The organism is Streptomyces mayteni (assembly GCF_054783955.1).
In genome coordinates, this window is record NZ_BAAGPR010000007.1 from 114,880 (window position 1) to 140,260 (window position 25,381).

The following is a 25,381-nucleotide window of genomic DNA, read 5'->3' on the forward strand; positions in this document are numbered from 1 at the left end:
GGAAGCCGCATGCTCACCAACGACTGGCAGAAGTCCTCGTTCAGCGCCGACGCCGCCAACTGCGTCGAGTTGCGTTGGCAGAAGTCCACCTCCAGCGGCGACGCCGGCAACTGCCTCGAAGTCGCTGCCGCCACCACCGATCTCCGCCTCCGGGAGAGTGACGAGCCCGAGGCGATACTCACCACCACCCCGAGCCGCCTCGCGGCGCTGCTCGGCGCCGTCAAGACGGCGGACGGCGGCCCGCTCGGCACGGGCCGCCGTTGACGCGGCGTCAGCCGAACAGGCTCTCCACGCGGGAGCGTTCACTGCTGTTCGGGTAGGGGTTGGTGCACGAGACCCCGGCCGTGGAGCCGGACATCAGGCTGCTGCACGGGCCCGGCTTGATGTCGGGCAGGCCCAGGATGTGGCCCAGCTCGTGGGCGGCGATCCGGATGGTGTTGTAGCCCTCGTTGACGGCCTCCCGGCCGATCCAGACGGTGCCGTTGCCGAGGCTGGTGGTCTGGGCGCGCGGCCAGCCGTTGTCCGCGACGATGCGGATGTTGGCGCGCTGGCCGGACTGCGCCGGCACCAGGTCGACGTTGGTGACGGTCTCGTTCCAGATCGCGGCGCCGCTGGCCACGGCCGAGGCGAACTCGGCGCTGCCGCTCGCGTCGTAGGTCAGTACGGCAGCCGCCGCCTCCTGCGAGGAGTCGGCGGCCACCGCCTGACCGCCGACGGTCCACAGCAGCGACGCCGCCAGCGCGGTCACGAGCACCCTGACCGCCTTGGCTAATGTCACGATCAACCTCCACAGGGAAAAGGGGGGACATGGGCATGACATGACATGCCACATCTGCCCCTCGGCCGCCCCTTCCATTCACTCCCTCAGACTGCGTCGGCCAGCTCAGCGAACTCGGCGTCGGTGAGGGTGATCCCGGCCGCCCCGACGTTCTCCTCCGCGTGGCCCACCCGGGAGGTGCCGGGGATCGGCAGCACCGCCGGGGAGCGGCGCAGCAGCCAGGCGAGCGCCAGCTGGGAGGGGCTCGCGCCGTGCCGCGCGGAGATCGCGTCCAGCGGGCCGCCCGGCCTGGCCAGCTCGCCGGTGGCCATCGGGAACCACGGGATGAACGCCAACTGCTCACGCTCCGCGTACTCCAGCACGTCCTCGGCCTGCCGGGTGGCCAGGTTGTAGAGGTTCTGCACCGAGACGACGCGGGCGATCCGCCTGGCCTGCTCGATCTCGGCCACGCTGACCTCGGAGAGCCCGATGTGCCGGATCTTCCCCTCGCGTTGCAGCAGCACCAGCTCGCCGAGCTGGTCCTCCAGGGGCACCTTCGGGTCGATCCGGTGGAGCTGGAAGAGGTCGATCCGCTCCACGCCGAGGTGGCGGAGGCTCAACTCGGCCTGCTGGCGCAGGTACTCGGGCCGGCCGACCGGCCGCCAGTCGTCGGGCCCGGCCCTGGTGAGCCCGGCCTTGGTGGCGATGACGAGCTCCTCCGGGTAGGGGCAGAGCGCCTTGTGGATCAGCTGCTCGCTGACGAAGGGGCCGTAGGAGTCGGCGGTGTCGATGAAGGTGACGCCGAGTTCGACGACCCGGCGCAGGACCCGGACCGCCTCGTCCGGATCGCGGGGCTGGCCCCAGACGCCGGGCCCGGTCAGCTGCATGGCGCCGAAGCCGAGCCGGTTGACGACGAGGTCGCCGCCGATGGTCAGGGTGCCGGAGCCGGCGGCGGGTCCGCCGGCGGAGTGCGTGCTCATGCTGCTCCCTGGTGAGTCCTGGTCGATATCCATGCGGAAGGGCGCGGCTCAGCGGGCCGGGGTGAGGACGACGAAGTCGGCGCCCGACGGGTCGACGCAGACGGCGAGGCGGCCGACCCCCTCGGCGTCCTCCGGGCCCATCTGCACGGTGCCGCCGTGCGCGGTGATCCGGCCGACCGTGGCGTCGCAGTCCGCCACGTCGAACACCGGGTGCCAGTAGGGCCGGCCCCCGGTGAGGGTGAGCAGGTCGGAGGTGACCTGCATGATGCCGCCCTGCATCCGCTCCTCGCCGCCGCCCGCCGGGCTGATCAGCGCGTAGGTGCCGCCGCCACCGGGCAACTGCATGTCCTGGGTCTCCCAGCCGAAGAGCCGGCCGTAGAACTCCTTGGCGGCGGCCGCGTCGGTGGTGTACAGCTCCGTCCACGAGAGGCTGCCTGGCGCGTCCACCTTCTCCAGGCCCTGGTTCCCGCCCGCCTCCCAGACGGCGAACTGGGCGCCCTGCGGGTCACTCAGCTGGGCGATCCTGCCCCACTCAGAGGAGCCCGTGGCGGGGGCGCGCACGGAGCCGCCGGCCTGCTCGACCGCCGAGACCGCCGCCTCCGCGTCCGGCACGCGGAAGTAGAGCATCCAGGCCGGCCTGGCGCCCTCCTCGGTGAGCTTGCCGCCGGCCGCGACCACCTTGCCCTCGTGCGTGAAGGCGCCGTAGCCGCCGGCCTCGGGGCCGAAGGAGCGGAACTCCCAGTCCAGGACGGCGCCGTAGAACGCGGTCGCGGCCGCCTGGTCGGGCGCGCCGAGATCCAGCCAGCACGGCGATCCGGTCACGTAGTCGGTGGTGATCATGGGCCTTCCTTCCGCCGCGTCCGTCGCATTCCCCGGAAGTCAGCCTGACACCCACCACTGACAATCGCCCGCCGACCGGTCCAGCCGGGTCACCGCCGTCGCCCCGGCACTATTGCCAGGTCACGGACGGCCAGGATTAAATACGGGACGAACTTCTTACATAGAATGCAAGAACTAGGTCGGGGGCGCGCATGCGAGTGGAGAACACGCACCAGCCGCGGATCCTGACGCTGTTGCGCACCGAGGGCCCGCTGCCGCCGGCGAGCCTCGGCAGCCGGGTGGGGCTCTCCCGCTCCAAGATCGGTCAGGAGCTCGGCCGGCTCGAGGAGTTGGGCTTCGTCGAGAAGGCGGGGCACGCCGCGTCGAGCGGCGGCCGCCGCTCCGGCCTGGTGCGGCTCTCCTCACGGCTGCGGTTCGTCGGCGTGGACATCGGCGCGACCTCGCTCGACGTCGCCGTGACCGACGGCCGGCTCTCGGTGCTCGAGCACCTGGCCGAGCCCTGCGACGTCCGGGCGGGCCCGGACGCCGTGCTCGACCGGGTGGTCGAGCTGGTGAGCCGGATGCGCGCGTCGGGTCTGATGACGGAACTGCACGGCGCGGGCGTCGGCATCCCGGCCCCGGTGAGCTTCCGGGACGGCAGCCCGGTCACCCCGCCGATCATGCCGGGCTGGGACCGCTTCCCGGTCCGGGACGCGCTGGCCGAGCGTCTCGGCTGCCCCGTGCTGGTGGACAACGACGCCAACACCATGGCGCTGGCCGAGAGCCAGGTCGGCCTGGCGCGCGGGGTGCCCGACTTCCTCTTCGTCAAGCTCGGCACCGGGATCGGCTGCGGCGTGGTGGCCGACCACCGGGTGCACCGCGGCGGCACCGGGAGCGCCGGCGACATCGGGCACATCGCGCTGGAGGACGCGGGGCCGGTCTGCGCCTGCGGCAGGACGGGCTGTCTCGAGGCGTGGTTCGGCGGCGCGGCGCTGGCCAGGGACGCGCGGGCGCTGGCGGGCGACGGCGGCTCGCCGCTGCTCGCCGAGCGGCTGGCGGAGCGCGGCGGGCTCTCCGCACGGGACGTGTCCTGGGCGCTGGCCTCCGGCGACCCGGCCGCCCTCGACCTGGTCAGGCGTGGCGGACAGCGCCTCGGCCGGGTGCTCTCCGGCCTGGTCAACTTCTTCAACCCCTCGATGATCGTGGTCGGCGGCGGCGTGGCGGGGCTCGGCCATACCCTGCTCGCCGAGGTGCGCAGCGAGCTCTACCGCCGCTCCACGCCGCTGGCCACCAGCGACCTGCCGGTCGTGCTCTCCGAACTCGGCGGCAGCGCCGGGGTGGTGGGCGCCGCCGCCCTGGTCAGCGACCGGGTGTTCGCCTACCTGCCCGAGCCCCCGCACCTCCCCTGACCCCAGACTCCACTGATCGGACGGACTATGCAGGATCTCGGTGTCGCACTCATCGGCCACGCGTTCATGGGCCGGGTGCACTCCCACGCGTGGCGCTCGGTGTCGGCCGTCTTCGGCCTGTCGCTCGAACCGAGGATGACCATCGTGGCGGGCACCGACCGCGCCAGAACGGAGGCGGCGGCCGCCAGGTTGGGCTGGCAGCACGCCACGGACAACTGGCAGCAGGCCGTGCACCGGGACGACGTGCAGGTCGTGGACATCTGCTCCCCCGGGGACAGCCACGCCGAGATCGCGATCGCCGCGCTCGAGGCCGGCAAGCACGTGCTGTGCGAGAAGCCCCTCGCGAACACCGTCGCCGAGGCGGAGGCGATGGTGGCCGCCGCGCGGCGGGCGCGGGAGCGCGGGATCCGGTCGATGGTGGGCTTCACCTACCGCCGCACCCCGGCGCTCGCCCTGGCCAGGGAGATGGTGGCCGAGGGCCGGATCGGCCGGGTGCTCCAGGTGCGGGCGTCGTACCTCCAGGACTGGCTGCACGACCCGCAGGCGCCTTTCACCTGGCGGATGGACCGGGCGCGGGCCGGCTCGGGGGCGCTCGGCGACATCGGTTCGCACATCACCGACCTCGCCGAGCACCTGATCGGCGACCGGCTCGACGGGGTGTCGGGCCAGACCGCGACGTTCGTCGACAGCCGCCCGGTCCCCGGCGCCCCCGAGGGCACCAGGGGCGAGGTCACCGTGGACGACGCGGCCGTGTTCACCGGCCGGTTCGCCGGTGGCGCGCTCGGCGTCTTCGAGGCCACCCGGTTCGCCGCCGGCCGCAAGAACGCGCTGCGCATCGAACTCAACGGCACGGACGGCAGCCTGGCGTTCGACTTCGAGTCGATGAACGAGCTGTGGTTCTACGACGCCAACGAGCCGGACGCCACGGCCGGTTACCGCAGGATCGTGGTGACCGAGGCCGACCACCCCTACCTGGCCGCCTGGTGGCCGCCGGGCCACGGCCTCGGCTACGAGCACGGTTTCACCCACCAGGCCCGCGACTTCGTCGAGGCGATCGCGGCCGGCACCGACCCGGAGCCAGGCTTCGAGTCCGGGCTGCATGTGCAGCGGGTGTTGGCCGCGGTCGAGGCGAGCGCCGCGAACGAGAGCCGCTACACCCGGATCGAATCCGAGCAATCCCCGCAGAACCCGTAAGGAGCTGAGCCGCGATGGCACGTCCCGTCACTCTGTTCACCGGTCAGTGGGCCGATCTGCCCTTCGAGGAGGTCTGCCGACTGGCGGCAGGCTGGGGCTACGACGGCCTGGAGATCGCCTGTTCAGGCGACCACCTGGAGATCGACCGGGCGGTGGCCGAGCCCGACTACCTGCCCGCCAAGAAGGCGCTGCTGGAGAGCCACGGCCTGAAGGTGTTCGCGATCTCGCACCACCTCGTCGGCCAGGCGGTCTGCGACCACCCGATAGACGAGCGGCACCGCGGGATCCTGCCCGGCAGGATCTGGGGCGACGGCGAGCCCGAGGGCGTGCGGCAGCGCGCGGCCGAGGAGATGCGGAACACCGCAAGGGTGGCGGCGGCGCTCGGCGTGAACACCGTGGTCGGGTTCACCGGCTCGTCCATCTGGCACACGGTCGCGATGTTCCCGCCGGTGCCGGCGGCGATGGTGGAGGCCGGGTACCAGGACTTCGCCGACCGCTGGAATCCGATTCTCGACGTCTTCGACGCCGAGGGGGTGCGTTTCGCGCACGAGGTGCACCCGAGCGAGATCGCCTACGACTACTGGACGACGCAGCGCGCCCTGGCGGCCGTCGACAACCGGCCGGCCTTCGGCCTGAACTACGACCCGTCGCACATGGTGTGGCAGGACCTGGACTATCTGGGATTCATCTCGGACTTCCGGGACCGGATCTACCACGTCGACCTCAAGGACACGAAGAAGCGGCTCAACGGCCGCAACGGGCGCATGGGTTCGCACCTCCCGTGGGCGGACCCGCGACGCGGCTGGGACTTCGTCTCGCTGGGCCACGGCGACGTGGACTTCGAGGGCATCGTGCGGGTGCTCAACGCGATCGGCTACGAGGGGCCCATCTCGGTGGAGTGGGAGGACGCCGGCATGGACCGCCTGATCGGCGCGCCCGACGCGCTGGCGCGCGTCCGTGAGCTGGTGGCCATCGAGCCGCCGGCGCTCGCCTTCGACGCGGCGTTCAACACCGGCGACTGAGCGACAGATACCACGGTAATATCGCATTATCTGTGCGATATTACCGTGGTGGCACCGGAACAGGGATTCCCGGCCAGCAAGCCTGAGCGGATCAATTCCCGTCTCCCGTCCCATCCATTCCGTTATACGGAGAATCGGTTTCCCGCTCACCGGACCCGGGATAAGCACCCTTGCCAGGAATTCCTGGAACGAAAGGGGAATCCCATGTCCGTGTTCCACGAAGAGGTCGGGAGACTGATCGCCGAGGGCGAGGCGCCGACCGGCCACGGCGGCGGCTCGGCGAAGAACGTCGGGATCCTGCTGCTCGTTAATCTGTTGTCCGCGAACCCGCGCAGGAACGAGCCCGTCGAGGACTCGTTCCACGGCGCGGTCCAGAACCTCGCCTGCGCGTCCGCGTTCTGAGGTTCGCGCCGAGATGTCCCTCACGCACCAGCCGACACCGGGCTCCGTCGAGGAGGCCACCGGCGCCCTGGCCGGCTCGCTGGCCAGGGCCCTGCGGGGCGCGTCCGACGGCGTCGGAGCTCGTCCCCACCTCGACTCCTGGGACCGGCGGGCCGGCGGCCTGGCCGCGATCCGGGTGCTGGGCGCCGACGTGCTCGCCCCGTTCCTGCTGACGGGTCAGCCCCTGCGGCAGGAGGAGGCTTGGCTGGTGCGGGCCGCGGTGCGGGACCATCCCGCACCGCGTGGCCACACTCCGGAGGCCGCCCTGTGGGGCGTGCGCGACACCGTCCTGACGGCGGCGCTCGCCCGGCTCGGGGTCGACGCCGCCGACTGGGAGGGGCTCGCCGAGCCCCGGCCCCCAGGACCACTGGCCGACGACTGGGTGACGCTCGCCGCCGACCTGGTCAGGCTCTCCACCGCGGCGCACCCCTCGCTCTACCCGGAGCTCCGCGGGCGGCTGCTCGACCGCCGCCTCGACGTGGCACGCGGCCTGGTGCGCGCGATGCTCCGCCGCGACCTGCTCAGCGCGGCCCGGCTGACCCGCTGGCTGCTGACGCTCGCCCCCGGGGAGTTGGCGTCCTCCACGCTCGACCACCTGGAGATCGCCGGCCGACACGATCCACGGGTGCGGTTCGAGGCCGCCATCGCCCGCCTTCTGAGCGACACCCGCTGAGAGGAGACAGCATGGACGCCACGGCGGTCCGCCTGGCCCAGCACGTCGGGGAGCGGGCCATGGACTGGCTCGGACGGCTGCGCACCAGCTTCGCGCTCGACCGCGACGTGCCCGACCACGACATCGGCGCCGACGCCATCAAGGCGCTCAGCGAACTCGCCCTGGCCGTCGGCGTGGTGGTCCGCGAGGCGGTGGCCGGGCCGCGCAGCGCCGACGCGGCGCGCTCCCTCCTGGACTTCGCCTGGCGGGAGTTCGACGAGGGCGCGCTGCTCTACCGCCTCCAGGCGCACACCCCGGCGGCCACCCACCCGGTGGAGATCTACTCGCACTTCGTCGCGGCCGGCCACCGGCACCCCCAACTCGACCGGCTGGCCGGCCACCTGCTGTCGCTGCGCGCCGCCTCGGTGGTCGAGCACGTGCCGAACCGGCGGCTCGCCGTCTGGGCCGCCGCCCGCCGGATCGGCGCCCGACCGCCGGGCGACCGGGAGGCGTTGCTCGCCGGGACCTGGCTCGGCGGCATGCCGGAACCGTGGATGATGGACGCCAACAACGCCTACGGCGTCACCCACACCGTCTTCCACCTCACCGACTGGGGCGAGGATCCGGCCGGCCTGCCCGAGCCGCTGTGCGACTACCTGCACCGCTGGCTGCCGGTCTGGGTCGAGGTGTTCCGCGAAACCCGGTTCTGGGACCTGCTGCTCGAGTTCCTGGTCGTCGGGGTCTGCCTGCCCGAGCCGATGTTCTTCCCCGAGGTCTGGGAGCGGGTCGCCGAGGCCCAGCGGCCGGACGGGATGATGCCGAACGGCCTGACCGCGCCGCCCGTCGAGCCCGAGCGCGCCTGGCTCAACCACCACCATCCGACCATCGTGGCCGTCGTCGCCGGCACCCTCACCGTCTCCCGGGCGCTGTCCGCCGCGACGGCAGGCGGGAGCCGGGCATGAGCGACCCGGCCACCACCGCGGGGCTGCTGAGCAGGCACATCGGCGCACTCGTCGCCGATCGGCACGCCCCGGCCGCGGTCGGCGCCGCGATCCGCGGCGCCGACCAGTCGGTCGCGGTCGCCGGTGACCGGCTCCGGCCGCGTCGCGCCCGCCGGCACCGCGACCGGCACCCGGTGGCTCCCGACACGCTGTTCGCGCTCGGCTCGCTCACCAAGACGTTCACCACGCTGCTGCTCGCCGAGCTCGTGGCGCGCGGCGAGGTGGCCTACGACGACCCGATCGAGCGCTTCCTACCGCCCGGTGCCGCCCCGCGCCCCGGGCCCGGCGCCCCGCGCACCCTGGTCGACCTCGCCACCCACAGCGCCGGGCTGCCCAGGCTGCCTGGCAACCTCTACCCGCGGGCGCTGCGTCAGTGGCGGACGGACCCGTACGCCGCCTACCGCCCGCTCGACCTCTACCGGGCCACCACCCGGCTGCCGAGGAGCCCGCGGCGCGCCACCGTCCGCTACTCCACCTTCGGCGTCGGCCTGTTGGGCCAGCTGCTCGCCAACGCCGTCGGCATCGGCTACGCCGACCTGCTGACCGAGCGGGTGCTCCGCCCGCTCGGGATGCGGGACACACTGGTGCCCGACGAGCCGACGCTGACCGAGTTGGCGGCGCACGGCCACCGCCACGGCCGGCCGGTCCCGCACTGGCGTTTCGACGCGCTCGCGCCGGCCGGGGCGCTCTACTCGACCGCCGCCGACATGCTGCGCTACCTACGGGCCCAGATCTCCCCGGCCACCGTCGCGGCGGCCGCGCTCTCCTCGGCCGTCGTCGACTCCCAGTGGCCCAGGCGGGCGCACCGGCGCGGCCCCAACGGGATCGGGCTCGGCTGGGACATCCGGGTGGTGGAGGGCCGCACCCTGCTCTGGCACACGGGCGGCACCGGCGGCTTCACGGCGTTCATCGGCTTCAGCCCGGACGCGGAGGCCGGCGTCGTGGTGCTGGCGAACACCCGGCCCACCCGCGCCCAGCCGGTGCTCCGCGCCGGCCGCCGGCTGTTCCGCGCGCTGGCCCTGCCGTGAGCCCGGCCGCCGGGGTGGCGGGGCGGGTCAGCGCCCGGTGGTGCCGTCGGCGAGTTCGCGGAGGATGTCCGCGTGGCCCGCGTGGCGGGCGGTCTCCTCGATCAGGTGGGTGAGTGCCCAGCGCGCGCTCGGTCCCTGGCGGAGCAGCGGCGCGCCGAGGTCGGCGCAGCCGTCGAGCACCCGGTTGGCCCGCTCGACGGTCGCCAGGTACCGGGCGACGACGTCGGCGACGCCGTCCGCCGGGTCGGGCCTGAAGGTGGCCTGCCAGTCGGTGACCCGCGCGCCGAGGAACGTCGCGCTCTCGACGGCGATCAGGTGGTTGAGCAGGCCGAGCAGGCTGGTGCCCGAGTCCACCGCCGGGGTCCTGGCCTGGGGTTCCGGGGCGCCGTCGACCTTGGCGGCGATCGAGGCGCGCAGGTAGTCGAGGAAGCCGCGCAGCACGTCGGCCTCGTTGTTCGCGGTGCGGGGCGGCGGGGTGTCGCGCCGCGCCCGGCGGGGCGCCATCAGGCGTCCCTGCGGACGAGGAGGACGTGGTCGACGACCTCGGCGGTGCGCCCGTCGGGACCGACCGCGATCCGGCGCGGGGCGTCGGCGCGTTCGACCGTCCACCGGGAAGGGGGGAGCCGCAGCCCGGCCGCGACCTCCTCGGGCGTCGGGTAGCGCACGTCCGGGTCCTGGTTCCACGACCACGGCGCGGTCGATCCGTGGTCCACGACCAGGAGGCGGCCGCCGGGCCGCAGCAGGTGGGCGGCGGAGCGGAGGACGGCCGGCCGGTCCTGGGCGTAGGGGGTGTGGAGGTAGTGGGCGGTGACCAGGTCGAACTCGCCGCCGGGGAACGGGTCGCGGGCGTCGTGCGGCGCGGCGGTGATCCGGTCGCCGAGGCCGCGGGCGCGGGCCAGCTCCGTGAGCCGGGCGACGGCCACCGTCGAGACGTCGAGGGCGGTGACCCGCCAGCCCCGGCCGGCCAGCCACAGGGCGTCGCCGCCACCACCGCATCCGAGGTCCATCGCGTCCCCCGGGGGCAGCGCGCCGACCACCTCGACGAGCCGGTCGTTCGGCCGCGGGTCGGCGGGTGCCGGCCGCGCCGCGTAGATCTCGTCCCAGTACCGTGCCGCCTCGACGCGCTCCATGGTCTTCCCTTCTCCGGCGCTTCCTGGCGGCCAGTCTCGGCCGGCGGGGCGCGGAGTGGCGCGGGTTCATGCCGTTTCGGCAAGCTGTCCCCATGAGTCCTCAGGTGGAAGACGTCCTGGACGCGGTCGGACCGCGGCTGCGGGCGCTGCGGCACGCCCGCGGCGTCACCCTCGCCGAGCTGTCCCTGGCCACCGGGGTGTCGGAGAGCACCCTGTCCCGCCTGGAGGGCGGTCTGCGCCGGGCGACCCTCGACCTGCTGCTGCGGCTCTCGGAGTTCTACGACGTGCCGCTCGACGATCTGGTGGGCGCCCCGCGCGCCGGCGACCCGCGGGTCCATCTGCGGCCGATCCGGCGGTTCGGTATGACGTTCCTTCCGCTGTCCAGGCGGCCGGGCGGAACGCAGGCGTTCAAGTTGATCATCCCGGCCAGGTCGGTGCCGGCCGAACCGACGCCTCAGACCCACGAGGGCTTCGAGTGGCTGTACGTGCTGAGCGGCACGCTGCGGCTGGTGGCCGGCGAGCGCGATCTGACGCTCGGGGCGGACAGCGTCGCCGAGTTCGACACCGCGGTGCCGCACTGGCTGGGCAGCGCGGACGGCGGCGCGGTGGAGCTGCTCGTCCTCTTCGACACCCAGGGGGTGCGGGCCCACGTCCGCGGCGACCGCGCCCGACCGGCCGGTTAGGTCCTGTCCTCCAGCCGCCGGCCCTCGATGTCCGGGTCGGGCACCAGCCGGCCGAACCACCCCGGGTGGTACCAGATCCGGGCGCCGGCGATGGCCATCACGGCCGGCACCAGGGTCAGCCTGACCACGAACGCGTCGAGCAGCACGCCCACCGCGAAGGCGAAGCCGATGGCCTTGATGGTCGGGTCGTCGCTGGCCATGAAGGCCACGAAGATGGAGAACATGATGAGCGCCGCCGCCGTCACCACCCGGGCCGCGAGCCCGGTGCCGCGTGCCACGGCCGCCCGCTCGTCCTCCTTGGTGCCGGCCGGGCCGACCTCGCCGTGTGCCTCCTTGATCCGGGAGACGACGAACACCTCGTAGTCGCTGGAGAGTCCGAAGATGATGGCGAGCATGATGATCGGCAGGAAGCTGATGGTCTCGGTCGGCGTGATGCCGAACAGGTGCTCGCCCCAGCCCCACTGGAACATGGCGACCTGCGCGCCGAACGCGGCGGCCACCGAGAGCAGGAAGCCGACGACCGACTTGAGCGGCACCAGAAAGGTCCGGAACGCGAACGTCAGCAGCACGAAGGCGAGTCCGACCACCACGACCAGGAAGACCGGCAGCGCGCCGGAGAGTTTGGCGGAGACGTCGATGTTGGACGCGGTGGTGCCGCCGACCGTCACGTGGGCGCCGGTGCCGGCGGCCACCTCCCCCCGGTGGTCCCTGATGCGGTGCACCAGGTCGGCGGTGTCCGGGTCGTTGGGGCCGGTCGAGGGCACGGCCTCGACCACGGCGACGTCGTCGCGGGTCGCGATGGTCCTGGCGGAGACGACGCCCCGCTGTTTCCCCACGGCCTCGGCGATCCGGTCGACGTTCCGGTCGCCCCGCACCCCGTCGGCGACCACGAGCAGCGGCCCGTTGGCGCCGACGCCGAAGCCGTCGGAGATCAGGTCGTAGGCCCGGCGCTGGGTTTCCGAGGTGGGCTTGGCCGAGCCGCTGGGCAGGCCGAGCTGCAACTGGGTGGCGGGGATGGCGAGTACGCCGAGCAGCACCACCCCGCCGACCAGCATCGGCACCCGGTGGCGCACCACGAACCGGGCCCAGGCGGCGCCCCTGGTGCGCTCCGGGTGTTCGGCCGCGGTCCTGGCCACCCGTTCCGTCCAGCCGGGCCGCCCGGGCAGCCGGAGGAAGCGGACGACGCGGTCGCCGGCGAAGCCGAGCACGGCGGGCAGCAGCGTCAGCGCGATCGCCATGGCCACCAGGACGGCGGCCGCGGCGCACAGGCCCATCACGGTGAGGAAGGGGATGCCCACCACGGAGAGCCCGCAGAGCGCGATGATCACGGTGAGCGCGGCGAACACCACCGCGCCGCCGGCCGTGCCGGCCGCCATGCCCGCCGAGTCCTCGCCGTCCATCCCGGCCAGGAGGTTGTTGCGGTGCCGGAAGAGGATGAACTGGCCGTAGTCGATGCCGCAGGAGAGGCCCAGCATGATGGCGACGGTGGTGGAGGCCGACGCGATGTTCACGAACGCGGCGAGCGCGGTCACGCCCATCAGGGTGGTCAGCACCCCGAGCACCGCGGTCACGATGGGCACGCCGGCGGCCACCGGCGCGCCGAAGGTGATCAGCAGGATCACCAACGCGACCAGCAGGCCGACGATCTCCGGCGTCTCGGAGACCTCGGTGCGCCAGCCCGGGTAGACGCTGCCGGAGTACTCGACCCGCACGTCCGCGTCGTGGGCCGGCCACACGGCGCGTTCCACGTCGTCGAGCGTGGACTCGCGGACCTCGCCAGGCTCCTCGGTGAAGTCCACGCTGCCGAGCGCCACCCGCTCGTCGCGCGAGACGGCGTGGGCCTGGAACGGGTCGGAGACGGCGCCGACCTGCGGCACGTCGCGCAGCCGCCGCATGGTCTTCTCGATGGCGGCCCGCTGCCGGTGGTCGGTGACCTTGGTGTCCCCGTCGGTGGCGAAGACGACCTGGGCGGATCCGCCGCCGAAGGCGGGCAGTTCGCGCTTGAGCAGGTCGGTGGTGCGCTGGGACTCGGTGCCGGGGATGGTGAAGACGTCGTTGGTCTGTCCGCCGCTGCCGATGGCCAGCGCCACCATGGTCGCCGCGAGCAGCAGCCACCCGCCGAGGACGAGGCGCCGCCGCCGATAGGCCCACCGGCCGAGCCTGAACAGTACGTGGGACATCGCGCTTCCTCCTGGCCGGCGGCGGACGGAGTGACCGGGAGTGCGCGTCCGGTCACCGGTCGATCCTTCACCTGGGCCGCTGGGCACGCGCTCCGCGACACGCACGGCCGGCACGTGGGAGAATCCCTCTTCTTGTCATGCCCATGAATCTCCGCCCTGGAGGACGCCATGAGCACCGCCCGCACCACCACCCCCTTCAGACGCCTCGTCATCACGCTGGCCGCGCCACTGCTCGCCGCCCTCGGCCTGGCGCTGCCGGCCCAGGCGGAACCGGCGCCGCCGACCGCGTTCACCGCGCACCAACTCGACGCCGCGAGCGACGCGGTGCTCGCCGCCGACGTCGCGGGCACCGCCTGGGCCGTCGACCACGCCGCCGGCACCGTGCGGGTCACCGCGGACGCCACCGTCTCGGCCGCCGACCTCGCGCACCTGCGGAGCACGGCGGGGCCGCTGGCGGACGCGCTGACCGTCGAGCACACGCCCGGCACCCTCACCCCGCGGCTGCGGGGCGGCGAGGCCATCTACTCGGGCTCGGGCACCCGCTGCGCCGTCGGCTTCAACGTCCGCTCGAGCAGCGCCTACTACTTCGTCACCGCCGGCCACTGCACCGCGCTCGCCAGCACCTGGTACAGCGGGCCGTCAATCGGCACCCCGGTCGGCGAGACCGCCGGCACCAGCTTCCCGAACGACGACTACGGGCTCGTCCGCTACACCACCCCCCCGTCGCCCTGGCCGCCCGGGATCATCTGCAACGGCGTGCCGGTGCCGATCACCGGCGTCGGCAGCCCCGCCGTCGGTTCGAGCGCCACCTTCTCGGGACCGGTCAGCGGCTGCCGCTCGGGCACCGTCCTCAGCGTCAACACGTCCATCAACTACGGCGGCGGCGACATCGTCAACGGGCTGATCCGCACGAACATCTGCGTCGAGGGTGGCGAGAGCGGCGGCCCGCTGTTCACCTCAGGCGGCCTCGCGCTCGGCATCCTCTCCGGCGGCAGCGGCAACTGCGCCGTCGGCGGCACCAGCTACTTCCAACCCATCGGAGAGGTCCTCAACAGGTACGGCCTGACCCTGCCCTAACCTGGCGTTATGCCTGAACTGCCCGATGTCGAGGAATTCCGGCGCGTCCTGGCGTCCTGTGCCCAGGGCCGCCGGATCGAGCGGGTCCAGGTCGCCGACGCCGGCGTACTGCGCGGGGTGACGGCCCGCCGGCTGGGCAGGGAGCTGACCGGCCGCACCCTGGCCGAGCCGCGCCGGCACGGCAAGTGGCTGCTCGCCCCCACCGAGGAGGGTCCGGTGGCCCTCTTCCACTTCGGCATGACGGGCGGCCTGCACTGCGACCCGGCCGACGCGCCGCCCACCCCGCACGACCGGGTCACCCTCACCCTCGACGACGGCCGCCGGCTCCGCTACCGCGACCAGCGCAAGCTGCGCGGCATCTGGTTCGCGGCCACATCCGCCGAGGTGGACCGGCTGCTCGCCGACCAGGGCCCCGACGCGCTGGCGCTCGCCCCTGGCGAGCTGGCCGACCTGCTGGCCGTCCAGCGCCGCCGGGTCAAGGCGGCGCTCCTCGACCAGTCGACGGTCGCCGGCCTCGGCAACCTGCTGGCCGACGAGATCCTCTGGCAGGCGCGCGTCCACCCGGCCCGCCGGGCCGTCGACCTGTCCACGGCGGAACGGCGCCGGATCGACGCGGCGACCCGGGACGTGCTGCGCCGGGCGGTCCCCGCCGGCCACGTCCCCACCGAGGGCCGCTGGCTCACCGCCCGCCGCGACTCGCCGGCCGCCGGCTGCCCGCGCTGCGACACCACCCTCGCCCACGGCCGGGTGGCCGGCCGCACCACCCTCTGGTGCCCGCACTGCCAACCGGAGTAGGCCCTGGGGCGCCGGGCGCGGGGAGCGCGCTTCCGCACGCCTCCTTGCTGTCGGTGACGGGCGGGCATCACCCGGTTGTAGGGTTCACGCAGCCGGGAGGGCGCCATGGGTGGCAAGCACGGCGATGGCAAGAACGGCGAGGAAGGCGACAAGCAGCAGTCCCCGCGCGAGAGCGACAGCAAGTGGCCGGGGCCGGTCACGCCGCCGTCGCCGCCGGGCCCGCCTGAAGGGCGGTAGACGGAAGGGACCCCTTCGAATGACCACCATGCGGCGGCTCGTCGAGGCCCTGCGGGACAGCGGATCGCTCCCGCCCGAGTGGGAGGACTCGGTCGCCACCGTGGACCGGGCCGGGTTCGTCCCCGACGTCTGCCCGGGGCTCGATCGCACGGTGGACGAGGAGGAGTGGCTGGCCACCGTCTACGACGACCGGTCGGTGGTCACCCAGGTGGACGACGGCGCCGACGGCGGGCGGGGCTTCCCGACGTCCTCGTCGTCCCAACCGTCCCAGATGCTGGAGATGTTGGAGCTGCTGAACGTCCAGGAGGGGCAGCGGGTCCTGGAGATCGGCACCGCCACCGGCTACCACGCCGCGTGGCTGTGCCACCGGCTCGGCTCGGACCACGTCACGTCCGTCGAGATCGACGAACGGCTGCACGACCAGGCCCGCCACAGCCTCGCGGCCGCCGGATACGCGCCCCGGCTGGTCGTCGGCGACGGCGCGAAGGGCTGGGTGGCCGGCGCGCCCTACGACCGCGTCATCAGCACGTGCACGCTGCGGGAGATCAGCCCCGAACTGCTGGCCCAGACCCGCGACGGCGGGCGGATCGTCACGCCGTTCGGCAGCAGCTTCCACTCCTACTCCTACCTCACGCTCGACGTTCGAGACGGCGTGGGAACCGGCCGGTTCTCCGGCCAACCGTCGTTCATGTGGTCCCGCCCCCAGGCCGGCCGGCGGGCCGACCTCGCCGACGTCCACCACGGCGAGCGCGGCGCCCTGGGCACCACCGACCTCGACCCGAACGAACTCAACGCGCCGGACGCGATGTTCGCGATCTCGCTGACCGTCACGGACGCCTGGCCGGAGGTCACCTGGGAGGACGACGGCTCCGGCGAGTGGACGTACTGGCTGCTCGCCGACGACCGCCGCTCCTGGGCCAGGGTGGAGTACGTGCCAGGCCGCGCCGAGTTCGCGACGGAGCAGCACGGCCCTCGCCGGCTCTGGGACGAGGTGGCGGCGGCACACCGCCGCTGGAAGTCGCTCGGCTCCCCCGCGCGTTCGCGGTACCGCCTCACGGTGACGGCCGAGGGCCGGGCCGTGGATCTCGCCCCGCGCGAGCCGACTGGCTAGCCTGGGCACGTGGGTGCGCCCGAGTTGGTCCTCAGCGTGGTCGGCACGCTCGCCGGCGTGCTCGGCACCTACTTCGGATACCTGGGCGTCCGCAGGACCAGGCGGCGGCCGGCCCCCGTCCCGCCGGTGGTCCCGCCGGCCTCCGGGGCCTACGACGCGTTCGTGGCCTACGGCGACGACGACCGGGACTGGGTGCGGGAGTTCGCCCGGCGGCTGACCGCGGCCGGGGTGCGGGTGGCGTACGACGAGGTGGTGGCGCGGCCCGGCGGGGTGCGGGTGCACAGCCTGGAGCAGGGCATCAGGGACGCGGCGCACGGCCTGCTGGTGTTCGGCCCCACCGCGTTGGCCGGCGGCTGGGTGCGGCAGGAGTACCACGCGCTGATGCAGCGGTCGATCGAGACCGGCCGGCTGTTCGTGCCGGTGCTGATCGGTGACGCGGAGCTGCCCGAGTTCGCCGCCACCCGGTTCGCGGCCGACTTCCGGGGCGTGGACGAGGCGACGTACGCCCGCCGCCTCGACGAGGTCGTGCGGGCGTTGCGCGCGTCATGACGGGTCGCCGCCGGCGTCCCCCTCCTTCGGCAGGGCGGGCGGCCTGGCCTGTAGCTTGGCCCGGTCGATCAGGTCGAGGGCGCGCTGCACGGGCAGGAAGCGGAGCAGTTCGTCGGCGTTGCCGCTGACCACTTCGGGCACCTTCATCACCTTCAGCTCGGCGAGGAACAGCCGCATCGCCACGGTGTCCTGCCCGAGCAGCTCGATCTCCCGCTCCAGGACGGCCGCGTCCAGTTGCCGCTGCCGCTTCTCGGTGCGCTGCTCGATCTCCCGGATGCGCGACAGCCGTTCGGCGTTCTCCTCCTGCTCGGCGAGCTCCTGGCCGCGCATCCGCGCCACGAAGATCCGCTGCCGGATCGCGTCGAGCTCCGGTTCCTCGGCCTCCGCGAGGCCCATGTTGGTGGCCTCGGCCCGCACCGACCAGGCGGCCAGCGCGTTGCGGACCTGGGCCGCCAGGTCGGTCCGGTTGCTGGCGTGTTCGGTGAGGAAGTCCTCGACGGTCGAGGAGGCGGCGATGGCGTTGAAGTACGTCTCGACGGTGCTGCCGAGCACCCGCTCCACGAAGCGCTGGACCGGCACCGGATCGTCGACCAGGCCGCCGAGGCCCGAGGTCGTGGTGTCGCCGCCGAACTTGCTGACCAGCAGGGGCGCGGCGGCCTCGGGGATCTGGAGGTTCTGGGAGAGCTCGACGTTGAGCCGGTAGCCCTGGATGTTGACCGTGATCGGCAGCAGTTCCGCGTCGTAGCGGCTGGCCTTGGCGCTGTCCCGCTTCGTCCACTCCAGGGACAGCAGCCGGGTGGGGATCAGCAGCACCCGCACGAACCAGGGGTTGACGGCGTAGACCGAGCCCTCGGTCAGGGTCTCCCGCTGCACGCCGCGCCGCCCGCCGCCGGCCAGGAACACCCAGGGCAGCCGGAAGTTGCGGTGTCCTGGCACGACGGGCCCGACCTGTTCCTCGTCGGCCGGCTGCTGGTCGCCGTCCAGGACCACCACGACGCCGGTGTGTCCGACGGGGATCGAGATCGTCCTGAGGTGCCTCGCGGTCAGGCCGTCGTCGCGGAGGCCGTGGCCCGAGCGGCGGCCAGGGCCGACCGTCTCGGTCGTGACGACGTCGAAGAGCCGCGGGTTGATGTCGTAGTAGGTGCCGCCGGTGAGGATGGCGAGCTGCCTGCCCTGCTCCCCGCCGCCGCGCAGGAACGCGTCGCCGTTCTGGAAGTTGTCGCACTCGACGAAGCGCCCGAACGGCCGGTCGGGCGGTCTGACCCGGCCGTCCCGCGCGATGACCAGGCCGACGGTGCCCTCGGGGACGTGGGTGCGCCGCACCGTCTCCACGGTGAACAGCGCCGTGTTGATGTGGTACGTGGCGTCGCCGGCGAGGGTGGCGACCTGCTGCCCCTGCTCGCCGTGGGCGAGCAGGAACCGCTCCCCGTCCTGGAAGTTGTCGCAGTCCACGGCGCGGCCGAGCGTGCGGTCCGGCGGCCTGGCCATGCCGTCGCGGGCGGTGACCAGGCCGATGTGGCCGGCCGGCACCCGCGTCGCGTCGACGAACTCGACGGAGTAGCGCACCGGGTCGAGCCAGTACGTCCGGCCGGAGACCAGGCCGCGGGCCTGCACGCCCCGCGCGTCCTCGGGGGTCACCCACCTGAACCGCCCGTCGCCGCGGCCGAACCGCCTGGTCACGATGCCGACCCGGCCGGCCGGCACCAGCCGGCGGGACGCCACGGCCAGCCAGCCGGCGCCGGCCGCAAGGCCGACGAGCACCACGAGGAACACCACCGCCATCACGCCACCTCCCCCTTCCACTCCCGCAACCGCGCGTGCACGGCGAGCACGGTCTCGGTCCACTGGTCATACCAGTCCAGGTACTGCTCGCACTGCGGGTTCCGCAACGTCGGGTAGCGGCCGGGCCCGCCCCCGGCGGTGAACTCGGCGTACCGCGGCACCGTCTCGTCGGGCGAGCCGCGCCAGCCGTAGGCCACCGAGAGTGCGAGGAAGTCCGCGTGCCGGCCGCGGCCGGTCAGCGCGGCCCGCCCCTGCTGGGCCAGGAAGCCGTGCCGGCCGTCGGTCGCGGCCGACCAGGCCGCGTCGATCTCGGTGAGCAGCGCGGCCGGCAGCCGCTGGCCGTCGCGCCGCCGCAGCCAGCCGCTCTCCTGGCGGCCGGCGGCGGCCAGCAGCAGCGTGGTGGTGAGCAGGTCGGCGTGCGCGTACTCCCGCTCGGCGAGGAACTGCCGCAGCCTGCCGAGCGGTTCCTCGCCGGGCGCGGGCCCGGGGCCCGGCGGCCGCGGCCTGGGCGGTGGCGGGGCCGGCGGTGGCGCGGGCGGTCCTTCGACGCCCGCGAGGCGGCGTAACAGGCGCAGTTCGGGGTCGCCGGGCAGCGCGCCCCCGCGCGCGTCGAAGTACCAGCTGCTCGCCAGCAGGTAGTGGCGGTCCCCGTCGAGCAGGACGGGGAAGAACTCCCTGCCGTGCCGCTGCCCCTCCAGGATCTCCCGGGTGAGGTCGGCCGAGTCCTGCGCGGCGTCGGACATCAGCACGATGACGGCGAGCGCCTGCCGCAGCTGTTCCCTGATCCGCCAGAGGTAGTCGTCACCCCAGGTGAGGCGCCCGATCGTCCAGACCGCGAGCTCGCGCTCCCGCAGGTGCGTCGCGAGGCGCTCCCCGTAGTCGGCGTCCGAACGCGCGTAGCAGATCACCAGGTTGGGTTCGGTCGGCGCGGCCGGTGGCGGCCGGCTGGCGGCCCTGGTGGCGTCGAGGACCTCGGGCGAGGGGCCTGGCGCGGCGCTCGGCTCGCCGTCGAGGAGCAGGCTGGCCAGCTCCGCGACCTTCGCCTCCAGGCGGCCCGCGTCCAGCGCGCGGAAGTCCATGGGGACGCGGGTGGCGGCGAAGGGCGGCAGCTCCGCGTCGCCGTAGAGGACGGGGATCAGCCGCAGCCCGCGCTCGACGGAGGCGTGGAGCAGCGCGGCGTACTCCTGCCACAGCCACGGCTCGTCGCGGGCGGCCGGGCTGAGCACCTGGATGCCGGTGGTGGCCCGCCGGATCGCCTCCTCGACGGCGTGGACGACGATCTGGCCGGGCCGCAGCGTGCACCGGTCGTGGAGCACCCGCACGCCGTGGGCGCCGAGCCGGCCGGCCAGGGCCCGGGCCCACTCCGCGTCGGCCTCGGCGTACGAGATATAGACGTCTGCCAATCTGCCCTCCCCCGACGGCTCGCCCGCAGAGAATGGGCGCTGTGTGGTGGACGCGCCAGCGCCGGTGCGGAGTTCCTGGCCGTGGTCGAGCCCACCGCGAGTATGGCGGGCGGAACAGAGGTGGGAAAGGGGGCGTGGCGGGTGCGGGCGGAGTGGGCCGACCAGCTGTTACGCGAGGTGGGGCGGCAGGCGGTGCTCGAGGCCGGTCCTGACGTGGGCGGGGTGCTCGAGTGGTTGGGGCGGCGGATCGGGGCCGAGGCCGCCCTGGTCGGCCCCGACGGGGCCGTGGAGGTGGCGACCGGCGGGTTCCCGCCGGGGCTGCCAGGAGCGCTCGGTCCGCTGCTCGGCCGGCTGGCCGGGGGCGAGATGGCCGCGGCGGCCACCGAGGTCGACGGGTGGTGGCTGCGGTGTGAGGGGCTGGGGCAGGAGCTGCCGCGCCGGGTGCTGCTGGTGGCGGGGGCCCGGGCGCCGGAGCCGGAGGCCGGCCGGCTGATCTCGCGGACGGGCGGCCTGATCACACTGTTACGGGGCCTCGCCGAGGCGCGGTCGGCGGCCGGCGCGTACCACCGGAAGGCGGCGCAGGTGCGACTCGCCGTCTTCATGGCGCTGATGGCGGGCGATCCGACGCTCGCCAGGCGGGTGACGGCCGGCGGGACGCCGGCGCTGCTCCACGCCGATTCGCTGCGGGTGCTGCTGCTGCGCTGCGAGCCGGACGAGCGGGACCGGCTGGCCCAGCGGTACCAGGACCCGGCCGGTTTCCACGGCCCCGGGCTGCTGGTGCGGTGCCCGGTCTACGAGGAGCACCTGATCTGCCTGGTCCCCGAGGGGTCAGGCGGCGGCGGCGAACTCCACGCGCGGCTCGCCGCGTTGGTGCGCGAGCGTCCGGGATACGCGCTGGGGTTCAGCGCCGCGCTGCCCCAGCGGGCCACCGCCGAGGCGTACGACCAGGCCAGGCACGCCCTGGCGGTGGCCCGCAACTCCCGGGAGCGGATGGCGGGTTACCAGGGGCAGGGGCCGTTGGAGGCGCTGCTGCCGAGCGAGCAGGCCCAGGCATGGGCGCGGTCGTTCCTGCGGCCGTTGGGCGCGGCCCCGAAGCTGACGGTCGACGTGACCCGGCTGGCGCTGACGTTCCCCAGGGCCGGCGTGGCGCGGCTGTTGGGCATCAGCCGCAACACGGTCACCGCGCACCTCAGGGACGTCGAGCGGATCCTGGGTCTCGATCTGCGGGACGTCGGCTCGCGGGCGGCGCTCGCGCTGGCGTTGGCCGTCGACGTCCCGCGGGCCGGCGAGGACGCGGATCCGCCGCGCACCTTGGAGGAGTTGCTGCGGACCCCGGCCGCGGTCGCCTGGGCGCGAGCCCTGCTCGATCCGGTGCGGCACTCGGAACACCGCGAGTTGCGGGCCACGTTGAGCGCCTGGATCGACGCCGACACCGACGCGCGGCTGGCCGCGCACCGCCTCGGGATCAGCCGGAACACGGTGCGCTCACGGCTCCGGGCGGCGGAACGGCTGCTCGGCCGCGACCTGTTGAGCACCGGGGCCGGTGTGCACGACCTGGTGCACGCGCTGCGCGCCACCGCGCCGTCCTGACCGGTGGTGCGCCGTGCCCAGTCCCGCGGCCGAATTGGGCGGCGTGCACGGTGGCCGCCCCCCTTTCCGGCCTTCTAGTTTTGTGGTGCGGCCGCGGTCCAGCCCGGTTCGAGACACCTCGGGGGAGGGTTGGACAACGGTCAGGGGGAGACCGGCCCGGGCGCGCCTAGGGAGCGCCCGGGCCTTCGCACGGCCGCCGGCATGCCCCGCGCGCCCCGGCGGCGCTCCCGCGCCACCTCGGCCACGCGCGTACGCGCCGCCAGTCGGGTTATCCATCGTCGGTGACGAAGGACCACGGTCCGTCGAGCCGAGGAAGGCTGCTGACGTGCGCGTTCTCTCCACCGTGATGGGTTCCCCCTCCCACGCCCGGGCCCAACTGCCGCTGCTACGGGCCCTGCTCGGGGCCGGTCACCAGGTTCGGGTGGTCTGCTCGGCGCGGCTGTCGCCGGTCCTCGCGGACGACGACGTCCCGGTCGTCGAGACCGCCCCCGTCCCCCGTGAGGTCTTCGACGACCGCGTCAGGTACCTCGCCGACCTCACCGAGCCGCGCGCCATGGCCGCGCTGCTCGCAGACGCCCGCCTGCCGGACACGTTCGCGGTGGTGAGCGCCGTGGCCCGGGAGTTCCCGCCCGACCTGATCATCAGGGACGGCGCCGACGTGGCCGGTCTGCTGGTGGCCGAGAAGCTCGGCGTGCCGCACCTGTCGGGCCCCTCGGGGTGGAGCAACGTCCTCGACCCCGCGCTCGCGTTGCCGGCGCTCAACGCGCTGCGGGAGCAGGTGGGGCTGCCGACCGGTGACGACCCGCTCGCCCTGGTCAGGTTCGGGCGGGTGGACTGCGTCCCCGAGGAGTTCTCCTTCGCCGCGCACCTGCCGACCAGCCACCGCTACCGCCAGTCGGCCACCGTGGAGCGCGGTCCCGCGCTGCCGGCGTGGCTCGGCCGGCTGCGCACGGACCGGCCCATCGTCTACGCGGCGATCGGGACCGCCCTGCCGATGTTCCTGGCGGCGGACGCGAGCGGGAGCGGCTCCGTCCCCATCCCCGGGGTGGCGGATCCGGCGACCACGCTGCGGGCCATCGTGGACGGGCTGGCCGAGGTGGAGTGCACGGCGGTGGTGTCCACCAGCGGGGTTCCGGTCGGCGGGCTGCGGCCGGCACCCCATGTGCACCTCGTCGAACGGGTGCCGCAGCCCCTGCTGTTGGAGGAGGTGGACCTGTTCGTCACGCACGGCGGGTACAACAGCATCCGGGAGTCGATCCGCACCGGCACCCCGGTGGCCGTGCTGCCGCAGTTCGGGGACCAGCCGCACAACGCGCGGCGCGCCGTGGAACTCGGCCTCGGCTCCCGGGTGGAGGCGCCGACCCCGGACACGATCGCCGACCACTGCCGGCGGCTGCTCGCCGATCCGGCCGTCCGGCGGCGGGCCAGGCGGGCGCGGCTCGCCTCCCTGGCCCTGCCCCCGGTCGAGGCGGCCGCCGACGACCTGGCCGAGCTGGTGGCCGGCGCGGCGGCGTGACGTCGTCGACTCCGGGCCGCGTTCTCAGGCGGCCAGTTCGGCGACCGCGTCGACGAGCCGGGTGATGTGCTCCTCGGGGGTACCGGCGCCGAAGCTGACCCGGAGCGCCTGGAGCGGCCCGTCGCAGTCCTCGACGGAGTCGGCTGAGGCGCCGAGCAGCCTGCGGACCAGCGGCTGGGCGCAGAACATCCCGGAGCGGACGCCGATGCCGTGGCGCTCGGAGAGTTCGACGGCGAGCTGCCCGTTGTCGCGGCCGGCGACGGTGAACGAGGCGACGGCGACGCGGTCGGCGGCGGGCCCGAAGAGGGAGAGTTCGGTGACGCCGGGGACGGCGGCCAGGCCGTCGCGCAGCCGGGCGAGGAGCCACTGCTCGTGGGCGACCAGGGTCTGGTGGCCGGCCTCGGTCAGCGCCCGGCAGGCGGCGGCGATGGCGAAGGCGCCGATGACGTTGGGCGAGCCGGCCTCGTGCCTGGCCTCGTCGGTGGCCCACCGCACGGCGAGGCCGCCGTCGGCGCGCCGGTTGACGACCCGGGTGGCGCCGCCGCCGGCCAGGTAGGGCTCGCCGCCGGCCAGCCAGTCGGCGCGGCCGGCCAACACGCCGGCGCCGAAGGGCGCGTAGAGCTTGTGGCCGGAGAACGCCACCCAGTCCACGTCGAGTTCGCGGACGCTGACCGGGCGGTGCGGGGCGAGCTGGGCGGCGTCGAGCACGATCCGGGCGCCGTGCCGGTGGGCGGCGGCGGCGAGTTCGGCGATCGGCCAGAGCTCGCCCGTGACGTTGGAGGCGCCAGTGACGCAGAGCAGCGCGGGGCCGCCGCTGAGCGTCGCCAGGGCCGACTCGGCGAGGGCGACGGCGTGTTCCGGCGATTCAGGCGCGTCGAGGTAGGTGACGTGGTGGCCGTGGTGGGCCCAGGGCAGCAGCGCGGCGTGGTGCTCGGTCTCGAAGACGAACACCCGGCTGCCGGCGGGCAGCGCGGCGGCGAGCAGGTTGAGCGAGTCGGTGGTGGAGCGGGTGAAGACGACCTGGTCGGCCGGGCGGCAGTCGAGGAAGCGGGCGACGGTCTCGCGGCTGCGCTCGAACAGCTCGGTGGAGAGCCGGGAGAGGTGCCCCGTGCCCCGGTGCACGCTGCCGTAGTAGGGCGCGTACTCGGCGACCTCCTCCCACACCCGGCGCAGCACGGGGGCGCTGGCCGCGTAGTCGAGCGCCGCGTACTCGATGTCGCCGCCGGTGGCGAGCGGGGCGCGCACGCCGGCGCTGAGCACGTCGAGGGTGGCGGGGGTGGTGGGGGCACAGCTGGTGGTCATGACGACGTCTCCCTGGGCAGGCGCGACCGTGGGCCGGGCGGGCGGCCGGCGGCGCGAGAAGGCGAGGAAAGGGAATCGGGAAAGGAAAGGGGGTGAGGGGTGAAAGGGCGAGGGGGGAGCGTGACGCTCTACCGCATTCGCATTCGCACGAGGGACTCCTCCTGGGCCGCACTTGCCGCGAGCCCTGCTGCTCGCGGCCCGGTCATCACCCGGGGCACCCCGCCACGACGGAGGGTTGCCGGACAGCGGGCCGGGGCCGTTGTCGCTGTCACTCGTGACCTCGCCGAGGAGTCTGGCACAGCGGTCAGCGGTTCACCCGGGGTGTCTCACTCCTCGGACGTGGGCTCGGCGTGGTGGCGCGACATGGGCGGCGATGGGCCCGCGGCAAGCCTGTCCTCGTTTCCGCGGTGTGTCGGGCCCCGGCGCGCGGACCGCCGGATGTTTCGCGCGAGTGAGAACCGTGGGTCAATCACGCTCAGCACCCGGCCGGGGCCCGATCCTCACCTAGGGTGACCACCGCCGCGGCACGGCCGCTCGTTCCGTGGCAGAACAGGAGCCCCACCATGCACAGCCCCGAAGGCCACGCCACGGACCCGGCCGCCGCCCGTGACACCCTGATCGCCGCCCTCGGCCGCCGCCGCTTCCTCCAGGCGGCCGGCGCGGTGACCGCCGCCGGAACCGCCACCGGCCTCACCGCCGCGGCGCCGGCCGCCGCTGCCGAGC

The 25,381-nt window shown here is 74.1% G+C and carries 24 protein-coding genes and 1 riboswitch; of the genes, 15 read left to right on the top strand and 9 right to left on the bottom strand.

Annotated features, from left to right (window positions below; all coding sequences use genetic code 11):
* The first annotated feature begins 9 nt into the window (after positions 1 to 9).
* Positions 10 to 264, top strand: a complete 255-nt coding sequence (locus ACYVPE_RS05695; RefSeq protein WP_461032285.1) for a DUF397 domain-containing protein — start codon at positions 10 to 12, stop codon at positions 262 to 264.
* A gap of 7 nt (positions 265 to 271) precedes the next feature.
* Here the strand turns inward: ACYVPE_RS05695 and ACYVPE_RS05700 are convergent, their stop codons facing one another.
* From ACYVPE_RS05700 to ACYVPE_RS05710, 3 genes are read right to left on the bottom strand one after another with little or no spacing between them, the layout of a single operon-like run.
* Positions 272 to 820 carry a snapalysin family zinc-dependent metalloprotease gene (locus ACYVPE_RS05700; RefSeq protein ID WP_461032310.1) on the bottom strand — a complete coding sequence of 183 codons (549 nt, stop codon included), beginning with the start codon at positions 818 to 820 and terminating at the stop codon, positions 272 to 274.
* 44 nt (positions 821 to 864) lie between these two features.
* Complete coding sequence (locus ACYVPE_RS05705; protein ID WP_461032286.1) at positions 865 to 1,737, bottom strand: aldo/keto reductase; 873 nt, start codon at positions 1,735 to 1,737, stop codon at positions 865 to 867.
* Positions 1,738 to 1,785: 48 nt separating this feature from the next.
* Positions 1,786 to 2,577: a VOC family protein gene (locus tag ACYVPE_RS05710; RefSeq protein ID WP_461032287.1), complete on the bottom strand. Its 792-nt coding sequence runs from the start codon at positions 2,575 to 2,577 to the stop codon at positions 1,786 to 1,788.
* Between the two features lie 191 nt (positions 2,578 to 2,768).
* Between ACYVPE_RS05710 and ACYVPE_RS05715 the strand changes: the two genes are divergently transcribed.
* From ACYVPE_RS05715 to ACYVPE_RS05745, 7 genes are all read left to right on the top strand, one after another.
* A complete protein-coding gene (locus ACYVPE_RS05715) occupies positions 2,769 to 3,965 on the top strand; it encodes an ROK family transcriptional regulator (RefSeq protein WP_461032288.1) in 1,197 nt (398 codons plus the stop codon).
* Between the two features lie 27 nt (positions 3,966 to 3,992).
* On the top strand, positions 3,993 to 5,159 hold the full coding sequence (locus ACYVPE_RS05720; protein WP_461032289.1) for a Gfo/Idh/MocA family protein: 1,167 nt from the start codon (positions 3,993 to 3,995) through the stop codon (positions 5,157 to 5,159).
* 14 nt (positions 5,160 to 5,173) lie between these two features.
* Positions 5,174 to 6,181 carry a sugar phosphate isomerase/epimerase family protein gene (locus tag ACYVPE_RS05725; RefSeq protein WP_461032290.1) on the top strand — a complete coding sequence of 336 codons (1,008 nt, stop codon included), beginning with the start codon at positions 5,174 to 5,176 and terminating at the stop codon, positions 6,179 to 6,181.
* 204 nt (positions 6,182 to 6,385) lie between these two features.
* Complete coding sequence (locus ACYVPE_RS05730; RefSeq protein WP_461032291.1) at positions 6,386 to 6,583, top strand: hypothetical protein; 198 nt, start codon at positions 6,386 to 6,388, stop codon at positions 6,581 to 6,583.
* Between the two features lie 13 nt (positions 6,584 to 6,596).
* Complete coding sequence (locus tag ACYVPE_RS05735; RefSeq protein ID WP_461032292.1) at positions 6,597 to 7,295, top strand: hypothetical protein; 699 nt, start codon at positions 6,597 to 6,599, stop codon at positions 7,293 to 7,295.
* Between the two features lie 11 nt (positions 7,296 to 7,306).
* Positions 7,307 to 8,236 carry a DUF6895 family protein gene (locus ACYVPE_RS05740; protein WP_461032293.1) on the top strand — a complete coding sequence of 310 codons (930 nt, stop codon included), beginning with the start codon at positions 7,307 to 7,309 and terminating at the stop codon, positions 8,234 to 8,236.
* Positions 8,233 to 9,303, top strand: a complete 1,071-nt coding sequence (locus ACYVPE_RS05745; protein WP_461032294.1) for a serine hydrolase domain-containing protein — start codon at positions 8,233 to 8,235, stop codon at positions 9,301 to 9,303. The genes ACYVPE_RS05740 and ACYVPE_RS05745 overlap by 4 nt, the downstream gene beginning before the upstream one ends.
* A gap of 27 nt (positions 9,304 to 9,330) precedes the next feature.
* Here the strand turns inward: ACYVPE_RS05745 and ACYVPE_RS05750 are convergent, their stop codons facing one another.
* Positions 9,331 to 9,807, bottom strand: a complete 477-nt coding sequence (locus ACYVPE_RS05750) for a DinB family protein (protein WP_461032295.1) — start codon at positions 9,805 to 9,807, stop codon at positions 9,331 to 9,333.
* A complete protein-coding gene (locus ACYVPE_RS05755) occupies positions 9,807 to 10,433 on the bottom strand; it encodes an SAM-dependent methyltransferase (RefSeq protein ID WP_461032296.1) in 627 nt (208 codons plus the stop codon). The genes ACYVPE_RS05750 and ACYVPE_RS05755 overlap by 1 nt, the downstream gene beginning before the upstream one ends.
* Before the next feature lie 92 nt (positions 10,434 to 10,525).
* Here ACYVPE_RS05755 and ACYVPE_RS05760 point away from each other — a divergent pair, with 92 nt between their 5' ends.
* On the top strand, positions 10,526 to 11,116 hold the full coding sequence (locus tag ACYVPE_RS05760) for a helix-turn-helix domain-containing protein (protein WP_461032297.1): 591 nt from the start codon (positions 10,526 to 10,528) through the stop codon (positions 11,114 to 11,116).
* Here ACYVPE_RS05760 and ACYVPE_RS05765 read toward each other — a convergent pair.
* Positions 11,113 to 13,296: an MMPL family transporter gene (locus tag ACYVPE_RS05765; protein WP_461032298.1), complete on the bottom strand. Its 2,184-nt coding sequence runs from the start codon at positions 13,294 to 13,296 to the stop codon at positions 11,113 to 11,115. The two genes, ACYVPE_RS05760 and ACYVPE_RS05765, sit on opposite strands and share 4 nt — an antisense overlap.
* A gap of 168 nt (positions 13,297 to 13,464) precedes the next feature.
* On the opposite strand from ACYVPE_RS05765, the gene ACYVPE_RS05770 reads away from it, so the two are divergent.
* From ACYVPE_RS05770 to ACYVPE_RS05785, 4 genes are all read left to right on the top strand, one after another.
* A complete protein-coding gene (locus ACYVPE_RS05770; RefSeq protein ID WP_461032299.1) occupies positions 13,465 to 14,373 on the top strand; it encodes a S1 family peptidase in 909 nt (302 codons plus the stop codon).
* Positions 14,374 to 14,382: 9 nt separating this feature from the next.
* Positions 14,383 to 15,168, top strand: a complete 786-nt coding sequence (locus tag ACYVPE_RS05775) for an Fpg/Nei family DNA glycosylase (RefSeq protein WP_461032300.1) — start codon at positions 14,383 to 14,385, stop codon at positions 15,166 to 15,168.
* A 256-nt stretch (positions 15,169 to 15,424) separates the two neighbouring features.
* The gene (locus ACYVPE_RS05780) at positions 15,425 to 16,516 is read left to right on the top strand and encodes a methyltransferase domain-containing protein (RefSeq protein WP_461032301.1); all 1,092 of its coding nucleotides are present in this window, start codon (positions 15,425 to 15,427) and stop codon (positions 16,514 to 16,516) included.
* 9 nt (positions 16,517 to 16,525) lie between these two features.
* On the top strand, positions 16,526 to 17,065 hold the full coding sequence (locus tag ACYVPE_RS05785; protein WP_461032302.1) for a toll/interleukin-1 receptor domain-containing protein: 540 nt from the start codon (positions 16,526 to 16,528) through the stop codon (positions 17,063 to 17,065).
* Here the strand turns inward: ACYVPE_RS05785 and ACYVPE_RS05790 are convergent.
* Together ACYVPE_RS05790 and ACYVPE_RS05795 are read right to left on the bottom strand one after the other, a co-directional pair.
* Positions 17,060 to 18,847: an SPFH domain-containing protein gene (locus ACYVPE_RS05790; RefSeq protein ID WP_461032303.1), complete on the bottom strand. Its 1,788-nt coding sequence runs from the start codon at positions 18,845 to 18,847 to the stop codon at positions 17,060 to 17,062. The two genes, ACYVPE_RS05785 and ACYVPE_RS05790, sit on opposite strands and share 6 nt — an antisense overlap.
* On the bottom strand, positions 18,847 to 20,250 hold the full coding sequence (locus tag ACYVPE_RS05795) for a TIR domain-containing protein (RefSeq protein WP_461032304.1): 1,404 nt from the start codon (positions 20,248 to 20,250) through the stop codon (positions 18,847 to 18,849). Before ACYVPE_RS05795 ends, ACYVPE_RS05790 begins: the two co-directional genes overlap by 1 nt.
* 120 nt (positions 20,251 to 20,370) lie before the next feature.
* On the opposite strand from ACYVPE_RS05795, the gene ACYVPE_RS05800 reads away from it, so the two are divergent.
* Both ACYVPE_RS05800 and ACYVPE_RS05805 read left to right on the top strand, forming a co-directional pair.
* Positions 20,371 to 21,840 carry a helix-turn-helix domain-containing protein gene (locus ACYVPE_RS05800; RefSeq protein WP_461032305.1) on the top strand — a complete coding sequence of 490 codons (1,470 nt, stop codon included), beginning with the start codon at positions 20,371 to 20,373 and terminating at the stop codon, positions 21,838 to 21,840.
* A gap of 325 nt (positions 21,841 to 22,165) precedes the next feature.
* Positions 22,166 to 23,356 (top strand): glycosyltransferase, encoded by a 1,191-nt coding sequence (locus tag ACYVPE_RS05805; RefSeq protein WP_461032306.1) that lies wholly within the window; start codon positions 22,166 to 22,168, stop codon positions 23,354 to 23,356.
* A 24-nt stretch (positions 23,357 to 23,380) separates the two neighbouring features.
* Here ACYVPE_RS05805 and ACYVPE_RS05810 read toward each other — a convergent pair whose 3' ends face one another.
* Positions 23,381 to 24,658 carry an aminotransferase class V-fold PLP-dependent enzyme gene (locus ACYVPE_RS05810; RefSeq protein WP_461032307.1) on the bottom strand — a complete coding sequence of 426 codons (1,278 nt, stop codon included), beginning with the start codon at positions 24,656 to 24,658 and terminating at the stop codon, positions 23,381 to 23,383.
* A gap of 163 nt (positions 24,659 to 24,821) precedes the next feature.
* Positions 24,822 to 24,938: riboswitch (SAM riboswitch) on the bottom strand.
* Positions 24,939 to 25,381: the final 443 nt, after the last annotated feature.

Bases quoted from the DNA above. Each gene is read 5' to 3' on its own strand.
- ACYVPE_RS05695 (WP_461032285.1), top strand. From the start codon at position 10: ATGCTCACCAACGACTGGCAGAAGTCCTCGTTCAGCGCCGACGCCGCC.
- ACYVPE_RS05700 (WP_461032310.1), bottom strand. From the start codon at position 820: ATGTCATGCCCATGTCCCCCCTTTTCCCTGTGGAGGTTGATCGTGACA.
- ACYVPE_RS05705 (WP_461032286.1), bottom strand. From the start codon at position 1,737: ATGAGCACGCACTCCGCCGGCGGACCCGCCGCCGGCTCCGGCACCCTG.
- ACYVPE_RS05710 (WP_461032287.1), bottom strand. From the start codon at position 2,577: ATGATCACCACCGACTACGTGACCGGATCGCCGTGCTGGCTGGATCTC.
- ACYVPE_RS05715 (WP_461032288.1), top strand. From the start codon at position 2,769: ATGCGAGTGGAGAACACGCACCAGCCGCGGATCCTGACGCTGTTGCGC.
- ACYVPE_RS05720 (WP_461032289.1), top strand. From the start codon at position 3,993: ATGCAGGATCTCGGTGTCGCACTCATCGGCCACGCGTTCATGGGCCGG.
- ACYVPE_RS05725 (WP_461032290.1), top strand. From the start codon at position 5,174: ATGGCACGTCCCGTCACTCTGTTCACCGGTCAGTGGGCCGATCTGCCC.
- ACYVPE_RS05730 (WP_461032291.1), top strand. From the start codon at position 6,386: ATGTCCGTGTTCCACGAAGAGGTCGGGAGACTGATCGCCGAGGGCGAG.
- ACYVPE_RS05735 (WP_461032292.1), top strand. From the start codon at position 6,597: ATGTCCCTCACGCACCAGCCGACACCGGGCTCCGTCGAGGAGGCCACC.
- ACYVPE_RS05740 (WP_461032293.1), top strand. From the start codon at position 7,307: ATGGACGCCACGGCGGTCCGCCTGGCCCAGCACGTCGGGGAGCGGGCC.
- ACYVPE_RS05745 (WP_461032294.1), top strand. From the start codon at position 8,233: ATGAGCGACCCGGCCACCACCGCGGGGCTGCTGAGCAGGCACATCGGC.
- ACYVPE_RS05750 (WP_461032295.1), bottom strand. From the start codon at position 9,807: ATGGCGCCCCGCCGGGCGCGGCGCGACACCCCGCCGCCCCGCACCGCG.
- ACYVPE_RS05755 (WP_461032296.1), bottom strand. From the start codon at position 10,433: ATGGAGCGCGTCGAGGCGGCACGGTACTGGGACGAGATCTACGCGGCG.
- ACYVPE_RS05760 (WP_461032297.1), top strand. From the start codon at position 10,526: ATGAGTCCTCAGGTGGAAGACGTCCTGGACGCGGTCGGACCGCGGCTG.
- ACYVPE_RS05765 (WP_461032298.1), bottom strand. From the start codon at position 13,296: ATGTCCCACGTACTGTTCAGGCTCGGCCGGTGGGCCTATCGGCGGCGG.
- ACYVPE_RS05770 (WP_461032299.1), top strand. From the start codon at position 13,465: ATGAGCACCGCCCGCACCACCACCCCCTTCAGACGCCTCGTCATCACG.
- ACYVPE_RS05775 (WP_461032300.1), top strand. From the start codon at position 14,383: ATGCCTGAACTGCCCGATGTCGAGGAATTCCGGCGCGTCCTGGCGTCC.
- ACYVPE_RS05780 (WP_461032301.1), top strand. From the start codon at position 15,425: ATGACCACCATGCGGCGGCTCGTCGAGGCCCTGCGGGACAGCGGATCG.
- ACYVPE_RS05790 (WP_461032303.1), bottom strand. From the start codon at position 18,847: ATGGCGGTGGTGTTCCTCGTGGTGCTCGTCGGCCTTGCGGCCGGCGCC.
- ACYVPE_RS05810 (WP_461032307.1), bottom strand. From the start codon at position 24,658: ATGACCACCAGCTGTGCCCCCACCACCCCCGCCACCCTCGACGTGCTC.